General features: G+C 40.0%; 24 protein-coding genes. 13 read left to right on the top strand and 11 right to left on the bottom strand.

Going from position 1 to position 25,572, the window contains the following annotated elements:
* Positions 1 to 179: 179 nt before the first annotated feature.
* Both ahpF and ahpC read right to left on the bottom strand, forming a co-directional pair.
* Complete coding sequence (ahpF, locus tag M3189_RS11775) at positions 180 to 1,709, bottom strand: alkyl hydroperoxide reductase subunit F (protein WP_251634256.1); 1,530 nt, start codon at positions 1,707 to 1,709, stop codon at positions 180 to 182.
* Between the two features lie 12 nt (positions 1,710 to 1,721).
* Entirely contained in the window at positions 1,722 to 2,285 is a 564-nt protein-coding gene (gene ahpC, locus M3189_RS11770; protein ID WP_251634255.1) for an alkyl hydroperoxide reductase subunit C, read from the bottom strand.
* A 424-nt stretch (positions 2,286 to 2,709) separates the two neighbouring features.
* Here ahpC and M3189_RS11765 point away from each other — a divergent pair, with 424 nt between their 5' ends.
* The 6 genes from M3189_RS11765 (at position 2,710) to M3189_RS11740 (ending at position 8,712) form a co-directional block, all read left to right on the top strand.
* On the top strand, positions 2,710 to 3,339 hold the full coding sequence (locus M3189_RS11765; protein WP_251634254.1) for a GNAT family N-acetyltransferase: 630 nt from the start codon (positions 2,710 to 2,712) through the stop codon (positions 3,337 to 3,339).
* Between the two features lie 185 nt (positions 3,340 to 3,524).
* The gene (locus M3189_RS11760; RefSeq protein ID WP_353057421.1) at positions 3,525 to 4,964 is read left to right on the top strand and encodes an MFS transporter; all 1,440 of its coding nucleotides are present in this window, start codon (positions 3,525 to 3,527) and stop codon (positions 4,962 to 4,964) included.
* A 40-nt stretch (positions 4,965 to 5,004) separates the two neighbouring features.
* A complete protein-coding gene (locus tag M3189_RS11755) occupies positions 5,005 to 6,192 on the top strand; it encodes an amidohydrolase (RefSeq protein WP_251634252.1) in 1,188 nt (395 codons plus the stop codon).
* 318 nt (positions 6,193 to 6,510) lie between these two features.
* Positions 6,511 to 7,281 carry a transporter substrate-binding domain-containing protein gene (locus tag M3189_RS11750; protein WP_251634251.1) on the top strand — a complete coding sequence of 257 codons (771 nt, stop codon included), beginning with the start codon at positions 6,511 to 6,513 and terminating at the stop codon, positions 7,279 to 7,281.
* Between the two features lie 61 nt (positions 7,282 to 7,342).
* Positions 7,343 to 7,987, top strand: coding sequence for an amino acid ABC transporter permease (locus tag M3189_RS11745; protein ID WP_251634250.1), 645 nt, complete (start codon positions 7,343 to 7,345; stop codon positions 7,985 to 7,987).
* Positions 7,984 to 8,712: an amino acid ABC transporter ATP-binding protein gene (locus tag M3189_RS11740; protein WP_285889572.1), complete on the top strand. Its 729-nt coding sequence runs from the start codon at positions 7,984 to 7,986 to the stop codon at positions 8,710 to 8,712. The genes M3189_RS11745 and M3189_RS11740 overlap by 4 nt, the downstream gene beginning before the upstream one ends.
* A gap of 79 nt (positions 8,713 to 8,791) precedes the next feature.
* Here M3189_RS11740 and M3189_RS11735 read toward each other — a convergent pair whose 3' ends face one another.
* Entirely contained in the window at positions 8,792 to 9,232 is a 441-nt protein-coding gene (locus M3189_RS11735) for an HIT family protein (protein WP_251634249.1), read from the bottom strand.
* A gap of 254 nt (positions 9,233 to 9,486) precedes the next feature.
* Between M3189_RS11735 and M3189_RS11730 the strand changes: the two genes are divergently transcribed.
* The 6 genes from M3189_RS11730 (at position 9,487) to M3189_RS11705 (ending at position 16,014) form a co-directional block, all read left to right on the top strand.
* Entirely contained in the window at positions 9,487 to 10,155 is a 669-nt protein-coding gene (locus M3189_RS11730) for a GntR family transcriptional regulator (RefSeq protein WP_251634248.1), read from the top strand.
* Positions 10,152 to 11,174, top strand: coding sequence for a DctP family TRAP transporter solute-binding subunit (locus M3189_RS11725; RefSeq protein WP_251634247.1), 1,023 nt, complete (start codon positions 10,152 to 10,154; stop codon positions 11,172 to 11,174). Before M3189_RS11730 ends, M3189_RS11725 begins: the two co-directional genes overlap by 4 nt.
* Before the next feature lie 61 nt (positions 11,175 to 11,235).
* Complete coding sequence (locus M3189_RS11720; RefSeq protein WP_251634246.1) at positions 11,236 to 11,730, top strand: TRAP transporter small permease; 495 nt, start codon at positions 11,236 to 11,238, stop codon at positions 11,728 to 11,730.
* Complete coding sequence (locus M3189_RS11715) at positions 11,727 to 13,010, top strand: TRAP transporter large permease (RefSeq protein ID WP_251634245.1); 1,284 nt, start codon at positions 11,727 to 11,729, stop codon at positions 13,008 to 13,010. The genes M3189_RS11720 and M3189_RS11715 overlap by 4 nt, the downstream gene beginning before the upstream one ends.
* A 107-nt stretch (positions 13,011 to 13,117) precedes the next feature.
* On the top strand, positions 13,118 to 14,320 hold the full coding sequence (locus M3189_RS11710; RefSeq protein WP_251634244.1) for an aminotransferase class I/II-fold pyridoxal phosphate-dependent enzyme: 1,203 nt from the start codon (positions 13,118 to 13,120) through the stop codon (positions 14,318 to 14,320).
* A gap of 47 nt (positions 14,321 to 14,367) precedes the next feature.
* On the top strand, positions 14,368 to 16,014 hold the full coding sequence (locus M3189_RS11705) for a M20/M25/M40 family metallo-hydrolase (protein ID WP_251634243.1): 1,647 nt from the start codon (positions 14,368 to 14,370) through the stop codon (positions 16,012 to 16,014).
* A 212-nt stretch (positions 16,015 to 16,226) separates the two neighbouring features.
* On the opposite strand, the gene M3189_RS11700 is transcribed toward M3189_RS11705, so the two are convergent.
* Together M3189_RS11700 and M3189_RS11695 are read right to left on the bottom strand one after the other, a co-directional pair.
* On the bottom strand, positions 16,227 to 17,384 hold the full coding sequence (locus M3189_RS11700) for a pyridoxal-phosphate-dependent aminotransferase family protein (RefSeq protein WP_251634242.1): 1,158 nt from the start codon (positions 17,382 to 17,384) through the stop codon (positions 16,227 to 16,229).
* A gap of 114 nt (positions 17,385 to 17,498) precedes the next feature.
* Positions 17,499 to 19,199 carry a DUF2207 domain-containing protein gene (locus M3189_RS11695; protein WP_285889571.1) on the bottom strand — a complete coding sequence of 567 codons (1,701 nt, stop codon included), beginning with the start codon at positions 19,197 to 19,199 and terminating at the stop codon, positions 17,499 to 17,501.
* Between the two features lie 426 nt (positions 19,200 to 19,625).
* Here M3189_RS11695 and M3189_RS11690 point away from each other — a divergent pair, with 426 nt between their 5' ends.
* The gene (locus tag M3189_RS11690; protein ID WP_251634241.1) at positions 19,626 to 20,192 is read left to right on the top strand and encodes a TIGR00730 family Rossman fold protein; all 567 of its coding nucleotides are present in this window, start codon (positions 19,626 to 19,628) and stop codon (positions 20,190 to 20,192) included.
* 45 nt (positions 20,193 to 20,237) lie between these two features.
* Here M3189_RS11690 and M3189_RS11685 read toward each other — a convergent pair whose 3' ends face one another.
* The 6 genes from M3189_RS11685 to M3189_RS11660 form a co-directional block, all read right to left on the bottom strand.
* Positions 20,238 to 20,504: a hypothetical protein gene (locus tag M3189_RS11685; protein ID WP_251634240.1), complete on the bottom strand. Its 267-nt coding sequence runs from the start codon at positions 20,502 to 20,504 to the stop codon at positions 20,238 to 20,240.
* A gap of 392 nt (positions 20,505 to 20,896) precedes the next feature.
* The gene (gene hxlB, locus M3189_RS11680) at positions 20,897 to 21,445 is read right to left on the bottom strand and encodes a 6-phospho-3-hexuloisomerase (protein WP_251634239.1); all 549 of its coding nucleotides are present in this window, start codon (positions 21,443 to 21,445) and stop codon (positions 20,897 to 20,899) included.
* A gap of 3 nt (positions 21,446 to 21,448) precedes the next feature.
* Positions 21,449 to 22,075: a 3-hexulose-6-phosphate synthase gene (hxlA, locus tag M3189_RS11675; protein WP_251634238.1), complete on the bottom strand. Its 627-nt coding sequence runs from the start codon at positions 22,073 to 22,075 to the stop codon at positions 21,449 to 21,451.
* A gap of 227 nt (positions 22,076 to 22,302) precedes the next feature.
* The gene (locus tag M3189_RS11670) at positions 22,303 to 23,280 is read right to left on the bottom strand and encodes a LacI family DNA-binding transcriptional regulator (protein ID WP_251634237.1); all 978 of its coding nucleotides are present in this window, start codon (positions 23,278 to 23,280) and stop codon (positions 22,303 to 22,305) included.
* 267 nt (positions 23,281 to 23,547) lie between these two features.
* The gene (locus M3189_RS11665) at positions 23,548 to 24,186 is read right to left on the bottom strand and encodes a bifunctional 4-hydroxy-2-oxoglutarate aldolase/2-dehydro-3-deoxy-phosphogluconate aldolase (RefSeq protein ID WP_251634236.1); all 639 of its coding nucleotides are present in this window, start codon (positions 24,184 to 24,186) and stop codon (positions 23,548 to 23,550) included.
* 102 nt (positions 24,187 to 24,288) lie between these two features.
* Positions 24,289 to 25,572 carry an MFS transporter gene (locus M3189_RS11660; RefSeq protein WP_251634235.1) on the bottom strand — a complete coding sequence of 428 codons (1,284 nt, stop codon included), beginning with the start codon at positions 25,570 to 25,572 and terminating at the stop codon, positions 24,289 to 24,291.

Here is a 25,572-nt window from a genome sequence, read left to right as displayed (position 1 = left end):
ATATAAGGGGAGAATTTCCGGCTATACAAAAAAAGACTCTACTTTTTCATGTTTTTGAAGCCATTAAGGGGATTCTCTCCGTTTATTTAAACTATTTTTATTACTTTTTAAAAATTAAGCGGAATTTTTCCGTGTATTACGAAAAAAGGACTCGTCAAGTTGACGAGTCCTTTAACATATTAATTCCGAATAAGATAATCGAATGCACCTAAGGCTGCTGTTGCACCAGATCCCATAGAGATAATGATTTGCTTATAAGCACTATCTGTACAGTCACCTGCAGCAAATACGCCAGGGATGCTTGTTGCGCCATGCTTGTCGACAACAATTTCTCCCATGCGGGTACGTTCCATACCTTCGCCTAACCAGTCTGTGTTTGGAACAAGACCGATTTGAACGAAAATACCTTCTAATTCAATATGCTTAACTTCTTCCGTTTCACGATCCATGTAAGAAATACCATTTACCTTGTCAGTACCGGTGATTTCTTTTGTTTGAGCATTCAGTATTACAGTCACATTTGGCAGGCTGTAAAGACGTTCCTGCAGCACTGCATCAGCCTTCAATTCAGCTGCAAACTCAAGAACCGTTACATGCTTGACGATCCCTGCAAGGTCGATGGCCGCTTCAATACCAGAATTTCCGCCGCCAATAACAGCAACTCGTTTTCCAGCAAATAATGGACCATCACAGTGTGGGCAATAAGCTACACCTTTGTTCTTGAACTCAGCTTCACCTGGGACGCCAACGTTACGCCAGCGTGCACCCGTTGAAAGGATAACGGTTTTACTTTTTAAAATAGCGCCATTTTCAAGCTCAACTTCTACAAATTTATTTCTTTGCAGAGATTTCGCACGTTGAAGATTCATGACATCAATTTCATATTCTTTAACATGTTCTTCAAGGCTTGCCGCCACTTTAGGACCTTCTGTGTATTTCGTACCGATAAAGTTCTCAATACCCATGGTATCCATTACCTGACCGCCAAAGCGTTCAGCAACGATACCTGTACGAATACCTTTACGAGCTGCATAGATTGCTGCACTTGCACCAGCCGGGCCACCGCCGACAACCAGCACATCAAATGGTTCCTTGTCAGAAAGCTCAGAAGCATCTGTACCAGAACCCATTTTCGCAAGGATTTCTTCTATACTCATACGGCCGCCGCCGAAGTTTTCCCCATTAAGGAAAACTGTCGGCACTGCCATGATGTCTTTCGCTTCAACCTCAGCTTTATACGCTGCACCGTCAATCATGGTATGAGAAATACCAGGGTTGAGAACGCTCATGATGTTCAAGGCTTGTACAACATCAGGGCAGTTGTGGCAGGTTAAGCTGATGTATGATTCAAAGCGGTATTCGCCTTTGATTGCTTTAATTTGGTCGATGACTTTCTGATCAACCTTTGGTGCTCTTCCGCTAACCTGCAAGAGAGCCAATACTAAGGAAGTGAATTCATGTCCTAGAGGAATACCAGCAAATGTTACACCAGTGTCTTCACCGATGCGATTCACACTAAAGCTTGGTGTTCTCTCTAGTTCCGTTTTCTCAACCTTAATGTTAGAAGACATGGTTGCCAATTCATCAATTAATAGCAGCATGTCGCGAGAGACGTCATCGGTTCCTGCGCTAACTTTAAGAAGGATATCACCTTCCATCAGTTGAAGATACTGGGATAACTGAGCTTTTATATCTGCATCTAGTAACATTTTATCTACTCCTTAAATTTTTCCAACTAGGTCAAGGCTTGGCTTAAGTGTTGCAGAACCTTCTTGCCATTTAGCCGGGCAAACTTCACCTGGATTGTTGCGAACATATTGTGCTGCTTTGATTTTGTTAACAAGAGTGCTAGCGTCACGGCCAATACCGTCAGCATTGATTTCCATAGCTGTAACAACACCGTCTGGGTCGATGATGAATGTTCCGCGTTGTGCAAGACCTTCTTCTTCGTCAAGTACATCAAAGATGCGGGAAATCTTTTGGTTAGGGTCACCAATCATAACGTATTCGATTTTGCCGATTGTTTCTGAGGTATCGTGCCATGCTTTATGTGTGAAATGTGTATCAGTAGAAACAGAATATACTTCTACACCAAGATCTTTAAGAGTTGCGTATTGATTTTGTAAGTCTTCTAATTCAGTAGGGCATACGAATGTGAAATCCGCTGGGTAGAAGCAAACAACACTCCATTTACCTTTAAAGTTTGCATCACTAACAGTGATAAAATCTCCGTTAAAATAAGCATTTGCACTGAATTCTGATACTTGTTTTCCAATTAATGACATAATCTATTTCCTCCTAAAATTTGTTAGGGAAATTGAACTGCATTTTTCCCTGGTTGTGAGAATAGTTCACAACAAATAGTAATAACTAAATTAGAATAATTCTAATACAATGTTTATTATCATATAAAAACCATGGTCTTGTCAACTAGAAAGATTACTTTTTTACGCTATTTCGACTAAAATTTTCTAGGTTGTCCAAATTCAGCAAGAAATCCCCGCCTAAATCAACCATATAGGCAGGGATTTTTTGATACATATAAATATGCAACATGCTTAATTTGTCTATTTTTCCGCATTTTCATCCAAAATATCTTCATCAAAGGCAATAAGATTGTGAACCCCTAATGAAAAAGTACCTTTATGCTAAAATTACATACATACATAGATTGAGGGATAGATCTGAATAGCAGAGGGGTAAATCCAAATGATGGTCACTGAAATAAAGATAGAAGAAGGAACAATCCATGATTTAAAGTATGTTTATCAGCAATTTACAGCTGACTTTGCAAGCGATGAATTGAAAAGTTTTGAGCATCTTAAGCTGCTTATGACGAAAAAGAGATACAAGCTACTATTAGCAAAAGACCCTATGATTGATGAAATCGTTGGATACGCCTTTATCTACGAGTTTAATCATTTGCAAGCGATTTGGATTGATTATATAGCAATTGACAATCAACTTCGTGGTTCTGGATACGGATCTCTTCTATTTAAGAAGCTTGCCAACTGGAAACAAAATGGGTTTATCGGATTGTTTATTGAGGTTGAGATTCCAGAGAATGATGAAGGGGTTACTAGAGAAAATCAACTAAGAAGAATTCGTTTTTACGAAAGGTTAGGCGCAAAAAGGTTGCCTTTTCCTTATCAATTGCCGACCATCCATGGCGGACTTCCCATGTACCTTTATTTCAGTCCAAGCCCCCATGTTGAAAAACTGCCTAAGGAACAAATCAAAGAAGCAATCTCCGAAGTTTTTACATTTATCCACTCAGATGTTAAACAGAAGGACGATATCTTGATGGAATTTTACACATCAATCGAAGATGGATTTTGATAGTTCGATAGGCTAGGAAACCATACGCTAGTTGACAAAAGTCAGAAATCTTTTTGCTTTTCTGGGCCATTTTAATTTTAAATAAATGATTCAATGTTCTGTCTCCACTTAACATTTATGACTAATGTTTTTCTGGTAGGTGTATTCTAAAAAATAACAGGGACTTCTTACACCATAGGAGGAAAATCATGGAGACTAGTTATAAAGGTACAAATAAAATGATTACAGGAATTGTGTTTGGGGTTATCACCTTTTGGCTTTTTGCGCAGGCAATGGTCAATGTGGTCCCGGCCGTTCAAAAAGATTTGGGGATTTCCTCCGGAACGCTGAATATAGCCATTAGCTTAACTGCTTTATTTTCGGGGATGTTTATCGTAGCTGCAGGAGGGCTCGCAGATAAAATTGGTCGTAAAAAAATTACCTATCTCGGGTTAATTTTAAGCGTGGTTGGTTCCCTTTGCCTAGTACTAGCGCAAGGAGCGACATTGTTAATTATCGGACGTATCATTCAAGGGCTTTCTGCAGCTTGTATTATGCCAGCAACGATTGCCTTAATGAAAGCTTACTTTGAGGGAAAAGACAGACAACGTGCCCTTAGTTTCTGGTCGATTGGATCCTGGGGTGGTTCTGGGGTATGTTCGTTTGCTGGTGGTGCGATTGCAACGTATATGGGCTGGAGATGGATTTTTATCTTCTCGATTGTGTTTGCCCTTCTCGCCATGTGGCTGATTAAAGATACACCTGAAAGCAAAGCGGAAGGAACCGGTGCGTTTAGATTCGATTATAGTGGGTTAGCGATCTTTATCGTCACCATGATTGCATTAAACGTTTTTATTACTTTCGGCGGGGACTTAGGCTGGACAAGTCCAACATCCATTATCGCTGCCATTGTTACTATTATTGGAGCTTTTGTCTTCTTCAAAGTTGAAAAAAGGAAAGAGATTGCCCTGATTGATTTCTCTTTATTTAAAAATAAACCTTATGCTGGTGCCACATACTCAAACTTTTTATTAAATGCGGTAGCCGGAACACTCGTTGTTGCAAATACCTATGTTCAAGTCGGTCGAGGATTCACTGCCTTTCAGTCAGGGATGCTATCCATTGGATATTTAATAGCCGTCCTTGCCATGATTCGTGTTGGCGAGAAAATCCTGCAAAGAGTGGGTGCGAAATTACCAATGATTTGGGGCGCTATCATCACTACGGCTGGTGTAGCGATTATGGGTTTAACCTTCTTGCCTGATTTTGCGTATACCGTTGTTGTATTTATAGGGTTTGCCTTATTTGGTCTTGGACTTGGTATTTATGCAACACCGTCAACCGATACATCTGTATCCAATGCGCCATCCAACAAAGTGGGTGAAGCTGCAGGGGTTTATAAAATGGCAAGTTCACTTGGCGGTGCGTTCGGTGTTGCCATTTCCGCAACGATTTATAGTTCAGTTGCAGCGAATGGAAGTATAGCGACTGCAGCATCTATTGGAATCATTGTAAACGTGATTTTTGGGATACTTTCTATTCTTTCGATTATCATGATGGTCCCTAGTAGTGCAGGGAAACCATCAGAGGCTCCAACGAAGAAACCAAGACGCACACCAACTCCAACACCAACTGGAAATCACTAATTGAAGGAATTCTTTGCCATCAAAAGGGGAGACGAAAATAATGATAAGCGATTTAATGGGAATGTTAGAATCACGAAAAGAAGAGATTATTGAAATCCGCCGCCATTTACATGAAAATCCTGAAATCTCCTTTAAAGAGGAGAAAACGGCTCAGTTCATTGCGGATTTTTATAAAGGGAAAGATGTTGACATTCAAACCAATGTTGGGAATGGTTACGGCATTATCGTTACGATTAAAGGCGGAAAACCTGGAAAAACCATTGGTCTTCGTGCAGATTTTGATGCACTTCCAATTATTGAAGAAGCAGATGTGCCCTTTAAGTCAAAGAATGAAGGGGTCATGCATGCGTGCGGACATGACGGGCATACGGCTTATTTGTTAGTGTTGGCGGATTGCTTCATCCAATTAAAAGACGCCATCCCGGGTACCATTAAAATCATTCACCAACATGCAGAAGAAGTTCCGCCAGGCGGAGCAAAAAGTATTGTTGAGTCTGGCTTGATTGATGACTTAGATGCGGTTTATGGCATTCATTTGTTACCAATGGGACCTGCGGGGACAGTAGGTTATCATGCCGGGTATTCCTTCAATGGACGAGCATACATGAAATTGAAAGTGCAAGGAAGAGGCGGGCATGGTTCCTCTCCGCATCTAGCGAACGATGCCATTGTGGCTGCAGCACATTTTGTTACAGCTGCGCAAACCATTATCAGTCGGAGATTAAGTCCATTCGATGTGGGTGTGATAACAATCGGTTCTTTTGATGGAAAAGGGACATTCAACGTGATCAAGGACAGCGTAGAACTTGAAGGTGATATTCGCTATATGACGGTAGAAACAAAGGAAACAATTGAGAAAGAAGTGAAGCGGATTGTAAGAGGAATTGAAGAAGAATTTGGCGTAACCTGTGAGCTTACGTATACTCCCGATTATCCGCCATTATACAACGACCCTGAGCTTACGGCAATGGTTGCAGAAAGCTTAAGAGGCATGAATGATAAGGATATTAGAGAAGTGAAAGAATTTCCGGCGATGGCTCCATCGGAAGACTTTGCTTATTATGCTGAAAAATTTCCTGCCTGCTTCTTTTACATTGCTTGTACACCAAAAGGGGTAGAAAAGCCCTACTTCAATCATCACCCGAAATTTGATATTGATGAAGATGCACTCCTAGTCGCTGCGAAAGCGGTTGGTCAGGTAGTTTGCAGTTATTTTGAATTAAACTAAAGGTAAAAAGGATGGCGCAACCTTGCACCATCCTTTTTTAAATAACCGTAATCCTTTGTTTTTTCTATCATTACGACAAGTTTAATAATTTATAGCGGTTGAAAGAAGGTATATTTAGAATAATATTTTTTTGGTATATATTTAAATTTAAGGGACTTAATTCCTGAATTAACAGAAGAAAGGTAACCTATTTCTCTTCAAGTTTATTATATTTAAAGAATTTCCACTATTAAATCTATTTGGATTTATGTTATATTATAAAAGGAATTACTTATTACTAGGATTATAGTAATAACTTAAATAAGGGGAGTGAATAATATGAAAAAATTTGGCCTATTTACTTTGTTTTTGGTTCTTAGTCTATTTATCGCAGCATGTGGGACCGATAAAACAGCAAGTGAAAGTGGTAATAGTGAAAAAGTATATAAAGTTGGTGTAGATACAACGTATCCTCCTTTTGAATTTAAAGAGGGAGACGAGTATAAGGGTATCGATATAGAATTAATTAATGCGATTGCGAAAAGCCAAGGGTTTGAAATTGAACTTTCTCCAATGGATTTTGGCGGAATTATCCCAGCTATGCAAGCGAACCAGCTTGACGTGGCGATTGCCGGAATGAGTATTACAGAAGATAGAAAAAAGATTGTAGATTTCTCATCACCGTATTTTGACGCAGGATTAATCGTTGTTGTGAAAGATGATAATACAACAGTTAAATCCGTTGATGACCTTAAAGGGAAAAAGGTTGCTGTAAAAAAAGGTACATCAGGTGCGAAATATGCTGTAGACAATGCTTCAAAACTAGGTATTGAAGTTGTTCAATTTAACGATAGTCCAGCGATGTTCCAAGAAGTATCGAATGGAAATGCAGATGCTCTAATTGAAGATTACCCAGTTATCACTTATGCGATTGCCCAGAAGGATCTTGGATTAAAAACAGTGGGAGATCGTTTAAATGGAGATCAATACGGAATTGCTGTATTGAAAGGAAAAAATGAGGATTTATTAGAGAAAATTAATAATGGACTTGCTGAGCTTAAAAAAGATGGAACGTATGATAAAATTTTAAAAACGTATCTTGGTGAATAAAATAATAGGCTAAGGCGTGCTTAAAGCGAGCGCGTCTTCTTTTTGAAAGGGGATGAAAAAGGTGGATATTATTGTTTCTGCTTTGCCTATGTTAGTAAAAGGGCTTCAAGTAACACTCTATATCTTTTTAATAGCTATATTACTAGGTTTTTTAATAGGTTTAGTCATTGCCTTGCTGCGACTTGCACCTCTTAAAATCTTAAAATGGATCGCAAAGGCTTATGTAGACGCCATTCGAGGAACACCATTTATTGTGCAATTGTTCTTTATCTATTTTGGGCTAAATTCGTTGCAAGTGATTTCCTTAGACAATACCACGGCTGGAATCATTACAGTTGCAATTAATGCAGGTGCGTATTTTGCTGAAATCATTAGGGCGGGTATTCAATCGATTGATAAGGGACAAACGGAAGCGGCAAGATCGATTGGCTTTACTGGGGCACAAACAATGCGCTATATCATTCTACCGCAGGCTTTTAGAAGAATGCTCCCAACCATTACGAATCAATCCATCATCAGTTTAAAAGATACTTCGCTCTTATCCGTCATTGGTATTGCCGATTTAACCCAGCAAGGACAGATTCAAGCATCAGCAACATTTGAAGCGTTTAAGATTTGGCTGGCTGTCGGTATCATTTATTTCATTATCATTTATTTGTTAACACTTCTTGCTAATTTCGTGGAGAGGAGGTTTCAACTTCGATGAGTATGATTACGGTAAAAAACTTAAGAAAATCATTTGGTAGCCTAGAGGTTTTGAAAGATATTAATGCAGAAGTGAAGGAAAAAGAGGTTATTTGTGTTATCGGTCCTTCAGGTTCAGGAAAGAGTACATTCCTGCGGTGCTTAAATCGCTTGGAAGAGATATCCGGCGGTCAGGTAGTCATTAATGGACATGACATTACGGACAAAAAAGTTGATCTTAACAAAGTTAGACAAGAGGTTGGAATGGTATTTCAACAATTTAATCTATTCCCTCATAAAACTGTTTTAGAAAACATCACGTTGGGACCTATTAAGATTCATTCTACAGAGAAAACAGATGCGGAAAAACTAGCGCTTGATTTACTAGATAAAGTTGGACTAAGAGAAAAAGCAAATAGTTATCCGGGAGAACTCTCAGGTGGACAAAAACAAAGGGTTGCAATTGCAAGGGCTCTTGCTATGAATCCGAAGATTATGCTTTTTGACGAGCCGACTTCTGCACTTGATCCTGAAATGGTCGGTGATGTTTTAGAGGTCATGAAACAGCTTGCGATAGAGGGGATGACAATGGTCGTTGTTACCCATGAAATGGGCTTTGCAAGGGAAGTTGGGGACCGTGTTATTTTCATGGACGGCGGTTATATTGTGGAAGAAAATGAACCGAATGCGTTATTCGGCAACCCTCAGCATGAACGGACCAAGGCATTTTTAAGCAAGGTGCTTTAGGTGCCTGTCACCATCTGTTGTAATAAAAAGGATTGGGTTTCTCGCACATACAGTGCAAGTGACCCAATCCTTTTTTATATTACTTCAGTGATCCTTTTATCGTTTCAATGATTTCCTTATATTCTTCATCTGTTAAGTAGGTTTTTCCAGGGTTCATTTCAAAAGTGGAACCCCAATCTGCTTTCCCTTCGTATTTTGGCACAATATGCATATGTAGGTGGTGCATCTTATCTCCATAGGCACCGTAGTTAATTTTGCCAGGTTGGAAAGCCTTGTCCACAGCTGCAGCAACCTTTTTCACATCGTTCATATAAGCCGCTAACTCCTGACTGTCCAGTTCAAATAGTTCTTTTACATGATCCTTATATACGACATTACAACGGCCGGTATACGTTTGTTCTTTAAATAGAAAAACAGTAGAAACCTCCAGCTCGCAAATTTCAATCATAATGTCGTCACGTCTATTATCCTTCATACAATACATACATTCTTTATTTAACTCCATCATATTCATCCTCATCTGTTTATTGATTTTTAAACTATCTTTTATTCTACCCCTGATTAGATTAAAAGTATTTGTCTCAAAGTGTCGACTTTAGAGTCATCATGCAGATAAATTGATCGCATCGTAGTTTTCAAAAAACTGGATAAGGGAGATAAATATATAGTCCTCCTAATCTTTAAAATAGTCCGAAAATTTTTATTTACAAATAGATTCTTATAACTTATTATAGCTGTATACAGTATACTGGTAGAGGGTGAGGGTTGAAATCTTTGAAGAAAATTATTCAAAACGTTTCATTGGCTGATCAAGCCTATAATTTATTAAAGAAAGCAATTATCTCGGCTGAACTTGCACCAGAGGAAGAATTGCCCGAAGAAAAACTAGCCAGTGATCTCGGCATTAGCCGTACTCCACTACGAGAAGCACTTAGACGGTTAGCCATGGAGGGTCTTATTGTACTGCAAAAAGGACGCCCAGCGATCGTTGCCACCTTCACGAAAGAAGATTCACTGGAGTACATGGAACTTCGACGGGTATTGGAAATTTACAATATTGAAAAAATCACTTCAGCTTTGGATGAGGACCTACTTAACGAGCTGAGGGGAAATTTGGCGCTTCAATTGGAAGCGGTTACCAAAAATAATTTCCATGATTTCATTGAATTGGACCGGGAATTTCATTTGATCCTTGCATCGAGAAACCGAAACTCAAAGTTTACCGAATTGATTCATCACATGAATACGGGAATCAATCGTGCATTCCTCGTTTTATCGAACACACTGCAGATGAGCGCATACGAAGCTTACGAAGAACATTTAAAAATAATTGAAGCCCTTGCAGCGAAAAATGTTTCGCAAGCAAAGGTTAACATGCTTGAACATATGCAAAACGTAGAAAATCGATTTTTAAGCTATTTCCAAAAGGAGGAAAACAAATGAAAAAATTGCTCGTATTTTTACTCGTTAGTATTCTAGTCATTACAGGCTGCGGGAGACCAAAGGATAGTGCCAAAACAGCAGGTGAAAACGGGGGTAAGGAAGTACATACCATCCGTATCGCTTACTTAGTGTCAGAGGAACAATCCTCACACCTTGCAGCAATAACGTATAAAGAAAAACTGGAAAAAGAATCAGACGGCCGTTTAAAGGTAGAATTGTATCCAAATGGACAACTTTATCCCTCAGACCGTGAAGCCATTGAAGCTGTACAGCTTGGTAATATTGAAATGACAATTCCAGCTCTAGCTCCGCTTGCTTCATTCAACAAGAAATTCTTAGTGTTCGACTTACCATTCCTTTTCAATAACCACGAAGCTGCGTACAAAGCACTTGATGGAGAACTTGGACAAGAATTACTAAAAGAGTTAGAGCAGAATGACTTAAAAGGTCTAGTTTTTGCTGAAAATGGATTCCGTAACATGTCAAATAATACAGGAGCGATTGAAAAACCAGAAGATTTACAAGGTCTGAAATTCCGAACATTAGAAAATCCAGTTCATACAGATACCTTCAAATCCTTTGGAGCGAATGCATCACCATTTGCCTTTGGTGAATTATATACGGCATTGCAGCAAAAAACATATGATGCAATGGAAGCACCAATCTCTCTTTACTACACGAATAAGTTTTACGAAGTGCAAGACTACCTAACCATGACCGGTCACGTTTATGCAGCAACGATCCTTCTTATGAATAATGATTTTTATAATGGCCTTCCTAAAGATTTGCAGGAATTAGTCGTTAAAGCATCTGAGGAATACCGTACTGAACAGCGTGAACTTGCTCAAAAGCAGGATGTGGAATTTTTAGAAAAATTAAAAGAAACGGGCATGAAGGTAAATGAATTGACAGATGAACAGCGTGAACTATTCCGTGAAGCAGCAAAATCAGTTTATGACAAATATGTTCCTGAAATTGGCGAAGAATTAGTGAATAAAGCATTGGATGCAAATAAGTAAACAAAGGAGGAATCAAGATTCACTGTCTTGATTCCTTATTAATTAAGGGATGTGAGAATAAATGGTGAAAAAATTCGCCCGTTTCGAAGAAATCATATTAGTTTTAACTCTGGCACTTATGGTTTTGCTTATTTTTGGGCAGGTAATCGGACGTTATGTATTTCAAACAGCGCCGAGCTGGACAGAAGAATTGGCACGCTATATTCATATTTTCCAAGTGTGGGTTGGTGCAAGTTATGCGGTTAAGCTTCGTCAGCACATACGAGTAGAAGCGTTTATCACGCGTTTACATGGTACTCCCCGTAAAATATTTGAAGGTTTAGGTGTCCTCATTTGGTTTTTTATTTCATTATTTTTGGCTGTATTTGGTACAACTCTAGTAATGGCAAGTTTTCAACACGGACAGGTTACGCCTGCCCTGCAGATTCCCATTTGGATCCCTTATCTGGCCATTCCAATTGGAGGTGCTGGAATGGCAATCCGATTGATTCAGCAGTTAGTGGATATTTGGAGAGGAGACTTTGACAAGCCGGAAAGTGAGGAGATTATCGGATGACGGTCGCATTATTATTCGGAACATTATTCATTTGTTTATTGATTGGGGTACCGATAGCCATTTCATTAGGTGTATCCGCTCTCGTCGCCATTTACTTTGGATCAACGCTGCCACTAGATATCATTACTCAAAAAGCGTTCACATCACTCGACTCCTTCCCGCTATTGGCTATTCCCTTTTTCATGCTCGCAGGAATCCTAATGGGAAAAGGAGGAGTCTCCAAACGACTGCTTGATTTAGCGACTGCGATGGTGGGCTGGATGACCGGCGGATTATCGATGGTTACTATCGTTGCTTGTATGTTCTTTGCAGCAATTTCAGGCTCGGGTCCTGCAACTGTGGCAGCTATCGGCGGGTTCATGATTCCAGCGATGGTTGCCAAAAAATATGATGGAGGATTTGCTGCAGCTGTATCTGCATCTGCAGGGTCCATTGGTGTTATTATTCCACCAAGTATCCCATTTGTTTTATATGGAGTTATCGGAAGCGTATCAGTTGGAAGTTTATTTCTAGCTGGAATTATTCCAGGATTACTTATAGGAGCAGGATTAATGATCACTTCCTATATCCTTTCGAAAAAAAATGGGTACAAACCCGAACAAGTAAAGAAATTCAATTTTAAAGGTGTATGGAAGGCAACAAGTGATGCAAAATGGGCGCTGTTAATCCCTGTCATTATATTAGGTGGTATTTACGGCGGAATTTTCTCGCCAACAGAAGCCGCCGTTGTTGCTGTTGTATACGCCTTAATTATTGGGAAGTTTGTCTATAAAGAATTAACTTGGCAGAGCATCTTTGAGAGCTTCCGTGAAGCGGTCATCATCAATGCTACGACAATGATCATTATCGGATTATCCGTATCATTCGCTTATTTTATGACGCTCGAACAGATTCCAAATGACATTTCAGGTTTCCTTACTGAACTTTCTTCGAGCCCAGTTATTATTTTAATCGCGATTAATATTTTACTATTAATAGTTGGAATGTTTATTGACACAATCTCGGCCTTAGTTGTATTAACGCCGATTTTGCTGCCAATTGTGACTGCGGTTGGTGTTGATCCTATTCATTTTGGAGTCATTCTTGTTGCAAACCTTGCGATTGGTTTTATTACGCCGCCGCTTGGTGTCAATCTATTCGTTGCTTCAAGCGTCGGAAAAGTAAAGTTCGAACGTATTGTCCGAGCAATTATACCATTCATGATTTCTATGATTATCTGTTTGATTGTCATTACGTATGTACCTGAACTATCACTATGGCTTCCAGGTTTATTTGAATAAGCTAACTTTTAAGCCATTTTAACCAAATAGGGGTCCAAAACATGTTAGATACTGTTGGATCCCTTAACAATATCTACTAGATGATTTCATTAGGAAAGGTGAAAAGTATGCCATTATCTATCAATCAAAAAGCAAAGAGATTGGAAGTCCCTGGAATCAGACAATTCTCCAATCAATTGATTCATTTTCCGGATGCAATCAATTTAACCATCGGCCAGCCAGATTTTCCAACACCTGATGCTGTAAAAAAGGCAGGGATTCGTGCTATTGAAAACAACCAAACCGGCTATTCTCATAATGCCGGCCTGCTGGAGTTAAGACAGGCTGCAGCTTCATTCTTCAAGGATACCTACGGTTTTTCATATGATCCTGAAACTGAAGTTATCATTACCAATGGAGCAAGTGAAGGAATTGATTCTGTTTTTCGAACCATACTCGAAGAGGACGACGAAGTTATCATTCCTGCTCCAATTTATTCGGGTTATGAACCTATTATCGAACTGTGCGGGGCAAAAGTAGTTTACTTTAATACAGCGGATACAGGATTCCTTCCATCGCCGGAACGGCTGTTAGCGATGGTTACACCAAAAACAAAAGCAATTCTATTGAATTATCCATCTAATCCAACTGGCGTTACAATTGATTCTGAATTGATGGACCAACTTGTTTCTGTACTAGAAAATCTGGATATATATATCGTCTCTGATGAAATTTACAGTGAAAACACCTTCACAGGTGAACACCGCTCCTTCGCATCTTATCCACAGCTGCGGGATCGACTTTTTCTCATCCATGGATTATCAAAATCTCATTCCATGACGGGCTGGAGAATTGGATTCACATTTGGACCGGAAAGACTTATGCAGCATGTTGTGAAGGTACACTTATATAACTCAATTTGTGCGACATTGCCGAGTCAGTATGCTGGTATTGAGGCACTGACTTCCTGTCGGAATGTTCCTTCAGAAATGAATGTTGAATATATCCAACGACGAGATTTTGTCTACGAACGTCTCACAACTATGGGACTTGATGTGGTAAAACCAAATGGTGCGTTCTATATTTTTCCGGCTATTAAACAGTTTGGGATGCCGTCATTTGAATTCGCAACAAGGCTATTGCACGAAGGTGGAGTCGCTGTTGTTCCTGGAAGTACGTTCACAGAACATGGGGAAGGCTACATACGCATCTCCTACGCTTATGCTATGCCAATGCTGGAAGAGGGTATGAAACGGCTTCAGCGATTTATTGAGACATTAGACAAGCAGTCAGTAGTATCGGGTTCTAGCTCTGAAATTATTAATAATTAAAAATGCCTGCACTTCCAAAAATTTTTTAATATAAAGGAGTTTTTGAAATGAGTCATGTAAAATGGGGCACACCAGAATCATTGTGCGCATTACTTTGCGAGCTCGTAAGCTGGCAGAGCAGAACTCTTACTGAAGGCGAGTGTGAATTCGCTCATAAGGTAAAAGCAAAGTTTATGGACTTAGACTACTTCAAAAAGAACCCATCTTACTTAGAGCTTAATGATGCTGGATTAGGGCGTAATGTCGTCACTGCTATATATAAAAATCCAGAAGTGACGGAAACAATTGTCCTCATCAGTCATTTCGATACTGTTCATACAGAGGAATACGGTGATCTCGAACCATTTGCATTCCAGCCAAAGGAATTGACTCAAAAATTGAGGCAGCGTTTAGATGAGCTTCCAGAGGATGCACGTATCGATCTTGAATCTGGCCGCTATTTATTTGGCCGCGGGACGATGGATATGAAAATGGGCCTTGCCCTTCATATGGCTTTAATTGAAAAAGCCAGTATCGAAAAGTGGCCAATCAATTTATTGCTCGTCACAGTACCAGATGAAGAGGTAAATTCAGCTGGTATGCGTGCTGCGGTCCCAGAATTAGTTCGGTTGCGAGACCAGCACCAATTAACATACAAATTATTCCTTAATAGTGAACCGTCTTTTTCACAGGAGCCAGGAGATCCAAATTATTATATTTATTCTGGAACGATTGGGAAAATCATGCCGGCAGTATTATTCTACGGTAAGGAAACACATGTTGGGGAGCCAATGAGCGGAATGACAGCTAACTTTATGGCATCCTTTTTGACACAACATATGGAATGGAATCCGTTATTCCGTGAGTCTGACCTCGGTGAAAAGACGCCATTACCTGTTTCACTTCACCAAAAGGATTTAAAAATGGAGTATTCAACCCAAACTCCCTATCGCGCCGCAGCTCTTTACAACGTCTTCCTTATGAAGCGCGGTGCAGAAGAGGTAATGCACATTTTTACTAAAGTGGCAGAAGATGCGGCAAAAGCCTGTAATAAGGCTTATTCGGAAATTTGTAAGCGTGAAGGCGTTAATCCAGTAGGTAAGGTTACCGTTTTAAGCTATGAAGAGCTGCTTGTGCATGCTGAAAAAAAATTAGGTGCAGATGCCATTGCAAGGATTAAGGCCAATGCCTTAAACAACACAAAATGGGATGATCGGGAAAAATCTATCCGCATTGTTGACTCACTTATGATCCAGTGTCAAGAACTTGGGCCTGTAATGGTTCTATTGTTTGCACCGCCATACTACCCGGCTGTTAATACATCAAAGGATCCACTTGTCATCGATTCAATTGATTTAATCAAGAAAATTGGCAGGGAACAGTTTAATTTAGAGGTAAATCAAATACATTACTTTAATGGAATCTGTGACCTTAGCTATGTTTCTTATGATGACAAAGGTGAAGGATGGACTATATTTGAACGTAATACGCCGGTTTGGGGTGATACCTACAGCATTCCTTTTGCCGAAATGCAGGAGCTGCAAGGGCCTGTATTAAATGTTGGTCCCTTCGGAAAAGATGCACACAAACGTACAGAGCGACTCCATATAGAAAGCGCTTTTGTGCAGCTTCCTGTTATGTTAGAGACATTAGTCAGGAGCATGTTCCCAATTAAACCAACAGCCTGTAAGTGCCCGGATTTAGTCGAAAGTTAAGAAAAAAATGGTAAGTGTACTGCAGGTGTGAAATCGGTTTTTTGTCGATTTCTCTGGATGAACATGCAAAACTTCCAAGCAGCAGTTCAGAATCGATTACAGAAAGGCTTCAGGAAAGTTATACGAAAGGGCTATACTAGCGGTTGGGCGTATAGAATCAGTAAAGACGATTCAGTTTCGAATCGTCTTTTTATGGTATTAATATTTAGGGATTACTTCCGCTGAGCAGACAAGAATACCTTTTGTGCTGCAGTTACCCCTGCTCCTGGTTCAAGGGAATAGGAGAAATCTTGTAAACCAGCCTCTATTAGAGAAACGGCCTGAAGAATATCACTTGGGAAGCAGTAGCCCATATGCCCAAATCTGAAAATCTTCCCTTGCAGATGGCCAAGACCGCCGGCAAAATCTAGATGGTATTTCTCCTTTAAATGACCAAGAAATGGAGATAATTCAATACCTTCCGGAGCACAAATTGCTGTAATGGTTGGTGATGCATACTCATCAGATGTCAACAAATCAATAGAAAGAGCCTTCATCGACTCACGGACCATATTCTTCATTAATTCATGTCTAGCTACAGTTTGTGCAAATCCGCCATCTTCCTCAATCAAATCACATACTGCGGAAAGTCCAAAAATCAATGAAATGGAAGGGGTGTTAGGTGTCATTCCTTTTGAAGCCCACTCACGATAGCTTACTAAATCTAAATAATAGGAAGGTGTATTCTTTTCCTCTATCACTTTCCACGCTCTATCGCTGACGCTTAAAAGTGCCAGTCCAGGAGGGAGCATCATCGCCTTTTGTGATCCGGTTACTAATATATCGATTCCCCATTGATCCATTTCAGCAGGAGCTCCGCCAAGGCAGCTAACTCCATCGACAATAAATAATGCATCCGTATGTGAACGAACCACTTTTGCTAATTTTTCAATTGGGTTAAGGATTCCGGTCGAAGTCTCATTATAGGTGGCAAACACTGCCTTTATATTGGACAAAGGTTTTAAAAACTGAATCAAATCTTCTTCCGTACAGGCATCGCCCCAGTTTTTTTCAAGTTTATGTACCTTGAAACCATTTTTCTCACAAATCGAGACAAAATAATTGCCAAAGGCGCCAACGGTGATGACCACCACCTCATCTCCAGGGGAAACCGTATTTACAACGGCTGCTTCTAATGCTGCCGTTCCGCCTGATGGCAGAAGTAGAAGATCTTGCTTGGTTCCGAAAATAGGTTTCACACGATTTGTTGTTTCTTGGTATAAGCGTACAAACTCCTCCGTGCGGTGACTAATCATGTCCTGGTTCATCGCCAGTTGAACTTTTTTAGGAATTGGCGTTGGTCCCGGGTGTCGTAAAATATTTGGATACATCTATTTCCCTCCTTATTTTTCATGACAACTCTTACTCTATGATAATACAGATTGGTAGGTAGTAACAACATTGGATATAAAAGACAAAAGCTTGAGGACTTCCCCAAGCTTTATTTAGAAAGCACCAGAGCCACCGCCTCCTCCACCTGTTCCGCCGCCACCTCCTGAGCTGGAGCTACCATCACCACCCGAGCTGTTTGTAGACTGATAGGCGGACCGGAAACTTGAAGAAGTGTCTGGACCGATATAAATAATCGAGTAGAAGAGTGCAGTATCACCGTCATTATAGCTGGATGGGGTGAGTGCTTCTATTAGCTCATCGTTTTTCCGATACACCTCTTTGCTGCTGATTCCAAGTCCGTAAATATAAGCACGCATGCGCTCGTCATCCGTCCACTTTTCCCATTCTGCTTGTGGTGTTTCCTTAAAGCGAAACTTAAACTGCTTCCATTGGTAAGCAATTTTGGCACCTTCCCAAGTCTTTGGCCTATAAAGACAAGCGTAAAGGATGACTGTAATAAATAGGAGAAGTGCCACGAGAAAGGAGCCTAGGAGATCATAAATTGGGAAAAAAAACAGAAACGGAAGCAACAGCGCACTTGAAAAACCAATCAGCAAACGATAGGTTGTTTTATTCTCATAAAGGGAATAACTATCCACTTCTTGTTTGATCGCATCTCTCCATTGTGATTGAAATAATTGGAATGCAGTATGATTTTTCTTATTTTTAGTAAAAGAAGTAAGGTCGTCGAAGCTAAATGTATGCTGGCTGCCTATTTTATCAAAGAGCCCTTCCATCAATACATTCTCATGCTTTAACGGACTTTTCGGCCTTACCCTTTGAAACGTATCATCAGCTAATTTAGTCACATACCCCTGGCGCACCAAATCTAGTAAAGCAGCAGCCATCGCTTGCGGTTGAAGATAGTGATTGTTTGTAAAGAAAATCGTTGCTGGCATACTCATGATTAACTTTGGTACGGAATGAAAATTCACGCCTTCCCGCATTAAATCATTTCGCCTTGAACGGGCCGACATCCAATCCCGAAATAGTAACAGCAGGAAAATAAGTGTAAAAGCTGGAAGGCCTATCATGCTAATCGTTGAAAGTGTTTCCCTTGTTTTGGCATCAGCAGCAGCCTGTTGTAGTAGTTCTTGCTCGGCCTTAAGAATGTCCTCTTTCATTGGTTTATCTGCCGTTGTTAGAGCATTTGGAAAAAGTTCTTTAGGATAGGCGACACGGATATCGGCATTTGTATTACTAGGAACATAGCCTAATTTATACGCAATGGACCCATCCTTTTGAATGCTTTCGGTGCCGAATGCCTCGTCATAACCAAAGGCAATTACATCCTCGGTTGGTGCAGGAGGATGAATGGTAATTAAGAGATTCTCATAGGAGGATTCATTTCTTTCATCAAAAAATGGCCAATAAAATTGAGCAATGTCTTGATATACGTCTACTCCGTTTTCAATGGTGTAATGGAGTGCAACCGTAATCGTTTCATCCACACCTTTACGATGAATTTTATATAGGTCTTCTTCTTTTTCAATTCGTAAATTCTTTCTATTTTCGGTTCCTGTAAATTGGCTGATGGAAGCTCCTTTTTTTGGAACCACTTCACGGGTAATCCCGTTAAATTCACCATCAAACTCATACGTATGTATTTCTTCTACCTTCACATTTCCATTATCCTGCAAAAAGGCATCAATCTTTACATTGGTAATCGAAAATTCTACTGCTAAACCTTGGCGGGGGAATAGGAAAAATAATAACAAAGCGAATAAAATAATGCTAGAAAGCCATTTTTTCAAATTAACCACCTTCTTTCATTTACTAATACGATTAAGTTTGGTTGAGGTTTCGCTGATTAGGATATTTCTGGATTCTATAATGTAATAAGCAAATCGACACCTTTTTTTCTAAGTTTTGTGTAGAATGATAGGGTTACATTGGATTGGTGCCACTTTTAATTAAACGTTTAATTAAAAAATTCCAGGTAGAAACCTGTTGAATTATGTCTAACTTTAACCTGAGGAAACCTAAGTGTTTTTTATGTTTATTTTTAGGACATAACATATAAGGTAATGAAGTTCATAAATTTTTAAAAGGGGTATTGTACCAAGAGAGATGTCTAACATTTTTATGAAGCAGGAAAGTACACGTCTTGTTTCTTACGTTTGTTTTACTTTCCACCTTTCCATATAATCATAGTAAAACAGTACTAAGGAGGGTGCGGCATGAAACGAGTGGCGGTTTATTGCGGTTCAAGTTTGGGTGCTTCAGAAGCTTATAAAATAGGAGCGATTCAATTAGGGAAAGAGCTAGCGAAACGGAATATTACCTTGGTTTACGGCGGTTCAAGTATCGGATTGATGGGTGCTGTCGCTGATACCGTGTTACGTGAAGGCGGACATGCGATTGGTGTAATACCAAAGATTCTGGAGCAACGTGAAATCTCCCATAAGGGGTTAACCGAATTAATCACCGTGGATACCATGCATGAACGAAAAGCAAAAATGGCAGAATTGGTTGATGGATTTGTGGTTTTGCCTGGCGGGACCGGAACGCTAGAGGAGTTTTTTGAAGTATTTACTTGGGGACAGATTGGGCTCCATAAAAAGCCGTGTGGGCTTCTTAATATCAATCATTATTACGACCCACTGATTCGATTGTTCGAGCATATGGTCGAACAAAAGTTTCTGCAGGAAAAATTCGGTTCGATGGCGATAATTGAGGAAGAGCCGGCGGTCTTGCTCAATAAATTTCTAAACTATGAGGCACCTTCTGTGAAAGCATTTGAATAAGAAACATAGGAAAAAGCAGTGGAGATATCACTGCTTTTATTTTGATTAAAGTAGTGTCTGAATGGATAAATAAATACATATCGCTGACGCGGTAAATAAGAGAATAGATACCACCCGGTTCATACGCAGCTTCATTCCAACAGCAATAAAAAAGAGGGCTGCCGCTAATTTGGAAAGTCCCTCATAAATAGAGGCATTCGAAAAATAGGAACTGCTGAAAATGACAGAGGCAAGGAACGAAATAGTGATTAATAATCTAAACCACAAAGGTCCATTGAGAAACAGCTGTAACATAAACTTTATTCGCTGCATGCTGAAAAACCTCCTTCAAGAAAGCATATGGTGAGTTCTTCAAAAGTATCACTTTCCAATGGTATATATCGTAAATACTAGCACAGTTTCGAGATATTGCGATTCGGGGGAGATGATTATCTCATTCTAAAGTAAGCTTGTGCTGAATTAAGCAACGTTTAATTAATCCATAACCTATCAAAAACAATCTTCGTATTGAAAAAATTAGATATTTTTGACGATATTTGCAAACCTGCCATATTGTATCCTCGACAAAAAATTTCCCGGAAAACTTTTTGTAGTTCATTATTTAAAAGGGTTTGTAGGTAATTTAATCAATCGATTGATTATAGTGAAAATAAGCAGTTGATGTCGAAAAAAAAGACCCATTGGAAATGGGTCTTTGAATTGTTCTATTCCAAATTACTATGACGACTAAATGCAGCTGCGTGGTCCACTTGGGTAAGTGCGCTGTATTGTAGACATAGAGTATCAAAAACAATATGAGCACATTGGTCAAATAGGGAACCTAGTGGCTGAATGGTTTTTAACTCATTTTCACGGCGGTATTTTGTGGCAGCTGGGACGTGAAGAATCGTGGTTGCTGCTGCTGCTAATGGAGATTCAGGATTTGTGGTAACTCCCACAACAGTACAGCCGAGTGAATTAGTTTTCTCCGCGGTCCAAACGACATTTTTGGTGGTACCTGAGCCGGAAATCGCTACTAATAGGTCGCCATCCGCAATCGAAGGTGTGATGGTTTCACCTACAACATAAACGGTTGCTCCTAAGTGCATTAAGCGCATCGCAAACGATTTTGCCATTAGCCCAGAACGTCCTTCACCAATAACAAAAATACGCTTAGCTTTTTGCAATTGGACTGCAATAGTTTGAAGTTGGTTTTCTTCCACTTGACTCAAAACTGTTTCGATTTCTTTTATTATCGTAGGAATGAGTAACATGTTTTATCTAGCCTCCACTTGTTTGATTTTTGCCGCAGCTTCTGCTGGATTCTCTGCCTTTGTTATGGCAGAACCAATAATGACGACAGATGGATTGAGCGTCTTTTGTAAGAATTCCAATGACTCCAGCGTGATTCCGCCTGCTGCAGCAATGGTCATCCCTGGTTCATAGATATTTTTACTTCCTGAACCATAATTGGAGGCACCAAGCTCCTCCTGTTGATCCTTACTCACATGCTCACAAAATACGGCATTCTTGTATTTCATTAAATCTCTTTTTTGTTGCTCAGTTGTATTTAATAAATCTATCATCACTGTTTTGTTGTATCGCCCAGCAACTTCCATACACACGTCAATGGTTACATGGGGAGACACACCCATAACAGTAGCAACATCTGCTCCAGCTTCAAAACACAATTCAAACTCATAACGGGCATTATCAATGGTTTTGATATCGGCAACAATCGTTTTAGCAGGGAATGCCTGTTTCATCTCTCTAACACTAGCAATCCCAAATTCTTTGATTAATGAAGTCCCAACCTCAATCCAATCAATGGAATTCTCCACTTTTCTTGTTAATTCAATCGCTTCGTTTATTTCCATTCGATCCAAAGCAAGCTGTATTTTCATCGTCTAAACTCCTTTTTCGGCAGTTAGATAAACCGATTTACTAAACCGGTTTATGAAATGATTATACTACATTTGTAAGCGTTCCTCAATAGCAAAAGTGGACTAGTGCCAGCAGGCACTAGTCCATTCGTTAATGCGATTCCGCTTTTGATAATTGTCCGCCTGAGGGGTGGAAGTGTCCACCCTAGGCGGACAGTGTCCACGGGCGGTGACAGGCACCGAAACCATTACATCATTTTGCTTGGAAATACGAATACTTCGGGTTCTTGATTTTCTTTTTGAATTTGTTGATAGAGCAGTTCTGCTGCTTTTCTGCCCATTTCGGCAGCGGGTTGGATGATAAAGGATAGGGAGGTCTCGAGCATTTGCGAGAATGGGATATTGTCAAATACGACTACATCAAGGTCTTCTCCGAATTTGATTCCTTTTTCTTTAATGAATTCTCCAAGTGTGATAAATACACGGTCGTTTGCTGCAAACAATGCTGTTGGCTTTACATCTAAGGAAAAGAGTTGTTCTAGTTTTCCCTTCATTTCAGCTATACTTCCTTCAACAATGAAGTCTGGATTCACTTCTAACCCCGCATCCGTTAGTGCCTTTTTGTAACCTTCTAATCGATCTATCCGTGTACTGACTGTTAGTGGCTGTACGGCGAAGGCTATATTTTGGTGCCCCTTCTTGATAAAGTATTGAATCGCTTTGTAGGTGGATTCGGTATTATCGGTGATTACAGTATATACATCGCGATTTTCTACTTTTCTATCCACAAAAACAACCGGATAGTTTTGCTTCACCATGCTTTCATATAAAGCATTGTTTTTTCCTGTTGGAAAAATAATCAGGCCATCCACCTGTTTCGCTCGAAGCATTTCAATGTATTTCTTTTCCTTCTCGGGGTCGTCATCCGCATTGCAGACGATTGCTTGTAAATCGTATTGATGGAAGAAATCCTCAATCGCACGGCTTACCTCTGTTGAAAAGTAGTGAGTTATATTTGCAACAATGATGCCGATAAGGGAAGTGCGTTTTTGCTTTAGACTTCGCGCCAAGAAATTTGGCTGGTAGCCAAGGGTTTCGATGGCTTCTTCAATTTTCTGCTTTGTTTTTTCACCCATATATTCATAGCGTTTGTTTAAATATTGAGAAACCGTGCTCTTTGAAACACCAGCTTCACGGGCCACATCGGCCATTGTTACTCTTTCCATGCCTATCTTCCTCTTTCCATTGGTCACTGCTTTCATTTTAACGACAAAACTGCTAATTATCCAGTTTATCTGTGATATATGGTCTTTTTAAAAAGGCTCCTCTATTAAATTTCATTGGTGAATTTTAGTCCAGCGGTATAAAAGGTCGATGAAGGACAAATCTGGAAAGTTCTGAGTGAGATTTGTTCTTCATAAGGATTTTCGTAAAAAAAATCAAACACAGCCTATAAAAAAGAATAGAGGATGACCTATGTCACCCTCAAAATTCTATAACCTACGTGCAGCCTGCACTTGGTCCATTAGTTTCTTTGCATTTTCTGTGATCAACGCTAAATAATCATCCGTTAGCTCTCTTTTTGGATCCACCAAAGAACTTCCGACGCCAACGGCAACAGCACCGGCACGAATATAGTCGCTGGCATTATCCATGTCGATGCCGCCTGTTGGCATTAGCGGAATGTGGGGAAGGGGACCGGCAACATTTTTAAAATAACCTGGTCCTACGCTTCCTGCTGGAAATACTTTAATTACATCTGCACCGTACTCATAGGCAGTTAGGATTTCGGTAGGAGTAAACGCACCTGGGACACTGATGACTCCGTAGCGTTTTGTGATTTCGATGGTTTCCTTCCGAACGGTTGGTGAAAAAACAAACCTAGCTCCAGATAGAATTGCAGCACGAGCAGTCTCTGCGTCTAGTACCGTTCCAGCTCCTACAAACATTTCATTTCCAAACACATCAGCCGCTTTTTCAATTACCGCCAGTGCTTTCGGGGTTTCCATAGTAATTTCAAGTGCAGTGACTCCTCCGTCTTTTAAAGCTCTAGCCATTGGAATAATGGTTTCAATCGATGCACCGCGAATCACGGCTACAACACAACGTTTTTTAATTTCTTCAACACCCATGTAAAGAATCTCCCTTCATAATGGATAAACAGCCTTAGAAAAGTTCTAAGGCTGTTTACCTTGAGCTACAGCGTCAATGCAAGACGCTAAAAACTTATGGTTCTACGCACTCAAATTCATATCTGCGGGCTTGCTGCTATCCTTTTTTGCGGTATTTACCGCCCAAATCGTTAAGATTGCAGAAAGGAATAAAGATCCTGCCATAAAGATATAAGAAGCACCAAATCCACCTGTAGCACCGTTCAAATATCCTACAATATACGCACCAACGAATGATCCTAATGCACCCATAGAGTTAATCAGAGCCATCGCCCCACCAGCAACGTTACGTGGCAGGATTTCAGGAATGATTGCAAAGAATGGACCGTACGGAGCATACATCGCCCCGCCTGCAATGATCAATAGGACAAAGGAAATCCAGAAATGCTCTGTACCAATTGCGTAAGAGGCATAAAAGGCGATTGCGCCAATTAACAGGAATGGCCAAACAAATAAACTGCGGTTCATCATTTTATCAGAGAAATAAGAAGCTGTTAACATAAGAACAATGGCTAAAATATAAGGAACGGAAGACAACCAGCCTGTTTTAACCATATCCATATTTGGCGCCGCTTTAATAATAGAAGGGAGCCACATTACAAATCCATAGACCCCAATGCTCCATAGGAAGTATTGAATACTAAGTAAAATAACAGGTTTTGATTTAAAGGCTTCTGCGTAATTTTTAACCGGCTTGATTCCTTCTTGTTCTTTTGCTAATTGTAATTCAAGGTCAGACTTTTCTTTATCGGTTAACCATTTTGCATCTTTCGGCTTATCATTGACTAACTTCCACCAAATAAACGCCCAAATAACAGCAGGAAGGCCTTCGATAATAAACATCCATCTCCAGCCAACAGATTCAACTAAATAACCAGAAACAATCGACATCCATAAAACGGTAGCTGGATTACCAAGAATTAAGAAGGTATTGGCACGAGAGCGTTCTTTTTTCGTAAACCAGTTGCTTAAGAGTACAAGCATGGATGGCATAACAGCACTTTCTACTACGCCAAGGGAGAAACGAATCACGAATAGTAACTTCACATTTGTGACCATCCCAGTAGCAGTAGCGAGTAAGCCCCAAGCAATCAAGGACCAAAAAATTAGTACCTTGGCACTCTTTTTCTCTGCATAAGCTGCACCAGGAACTTGGAAAAAGAAATATCCTAAGAAGAAAAGTGCACCGAGCATGGAGGATGTAGCCGCTGTGATATCAAGGTCTTTTGCTAATCCCGAAGCTGCTCCAAACCCATAATTGGCACGGTCAAGATAGGCTAGACTGTAGGTAATAAAAGCAATTGGAATCAGATAGAACCATCTTTTTTTAGCAATGGTTTGTTTCAT

The organism is Neobacillus niacini, from assembly GCF_023715415.1.
Taxonomy (GTDB): domain Bacteria; phylum Bacillota; class Bacilli; order Bacillales; family Cytobacillaceae; genus Neobacillus; species Neobacillus niacini_C.
Note: the sequence above shows the minus strand (reverse complement) of the source record. Positions and strands in the feature narration are given on the sequence as shown.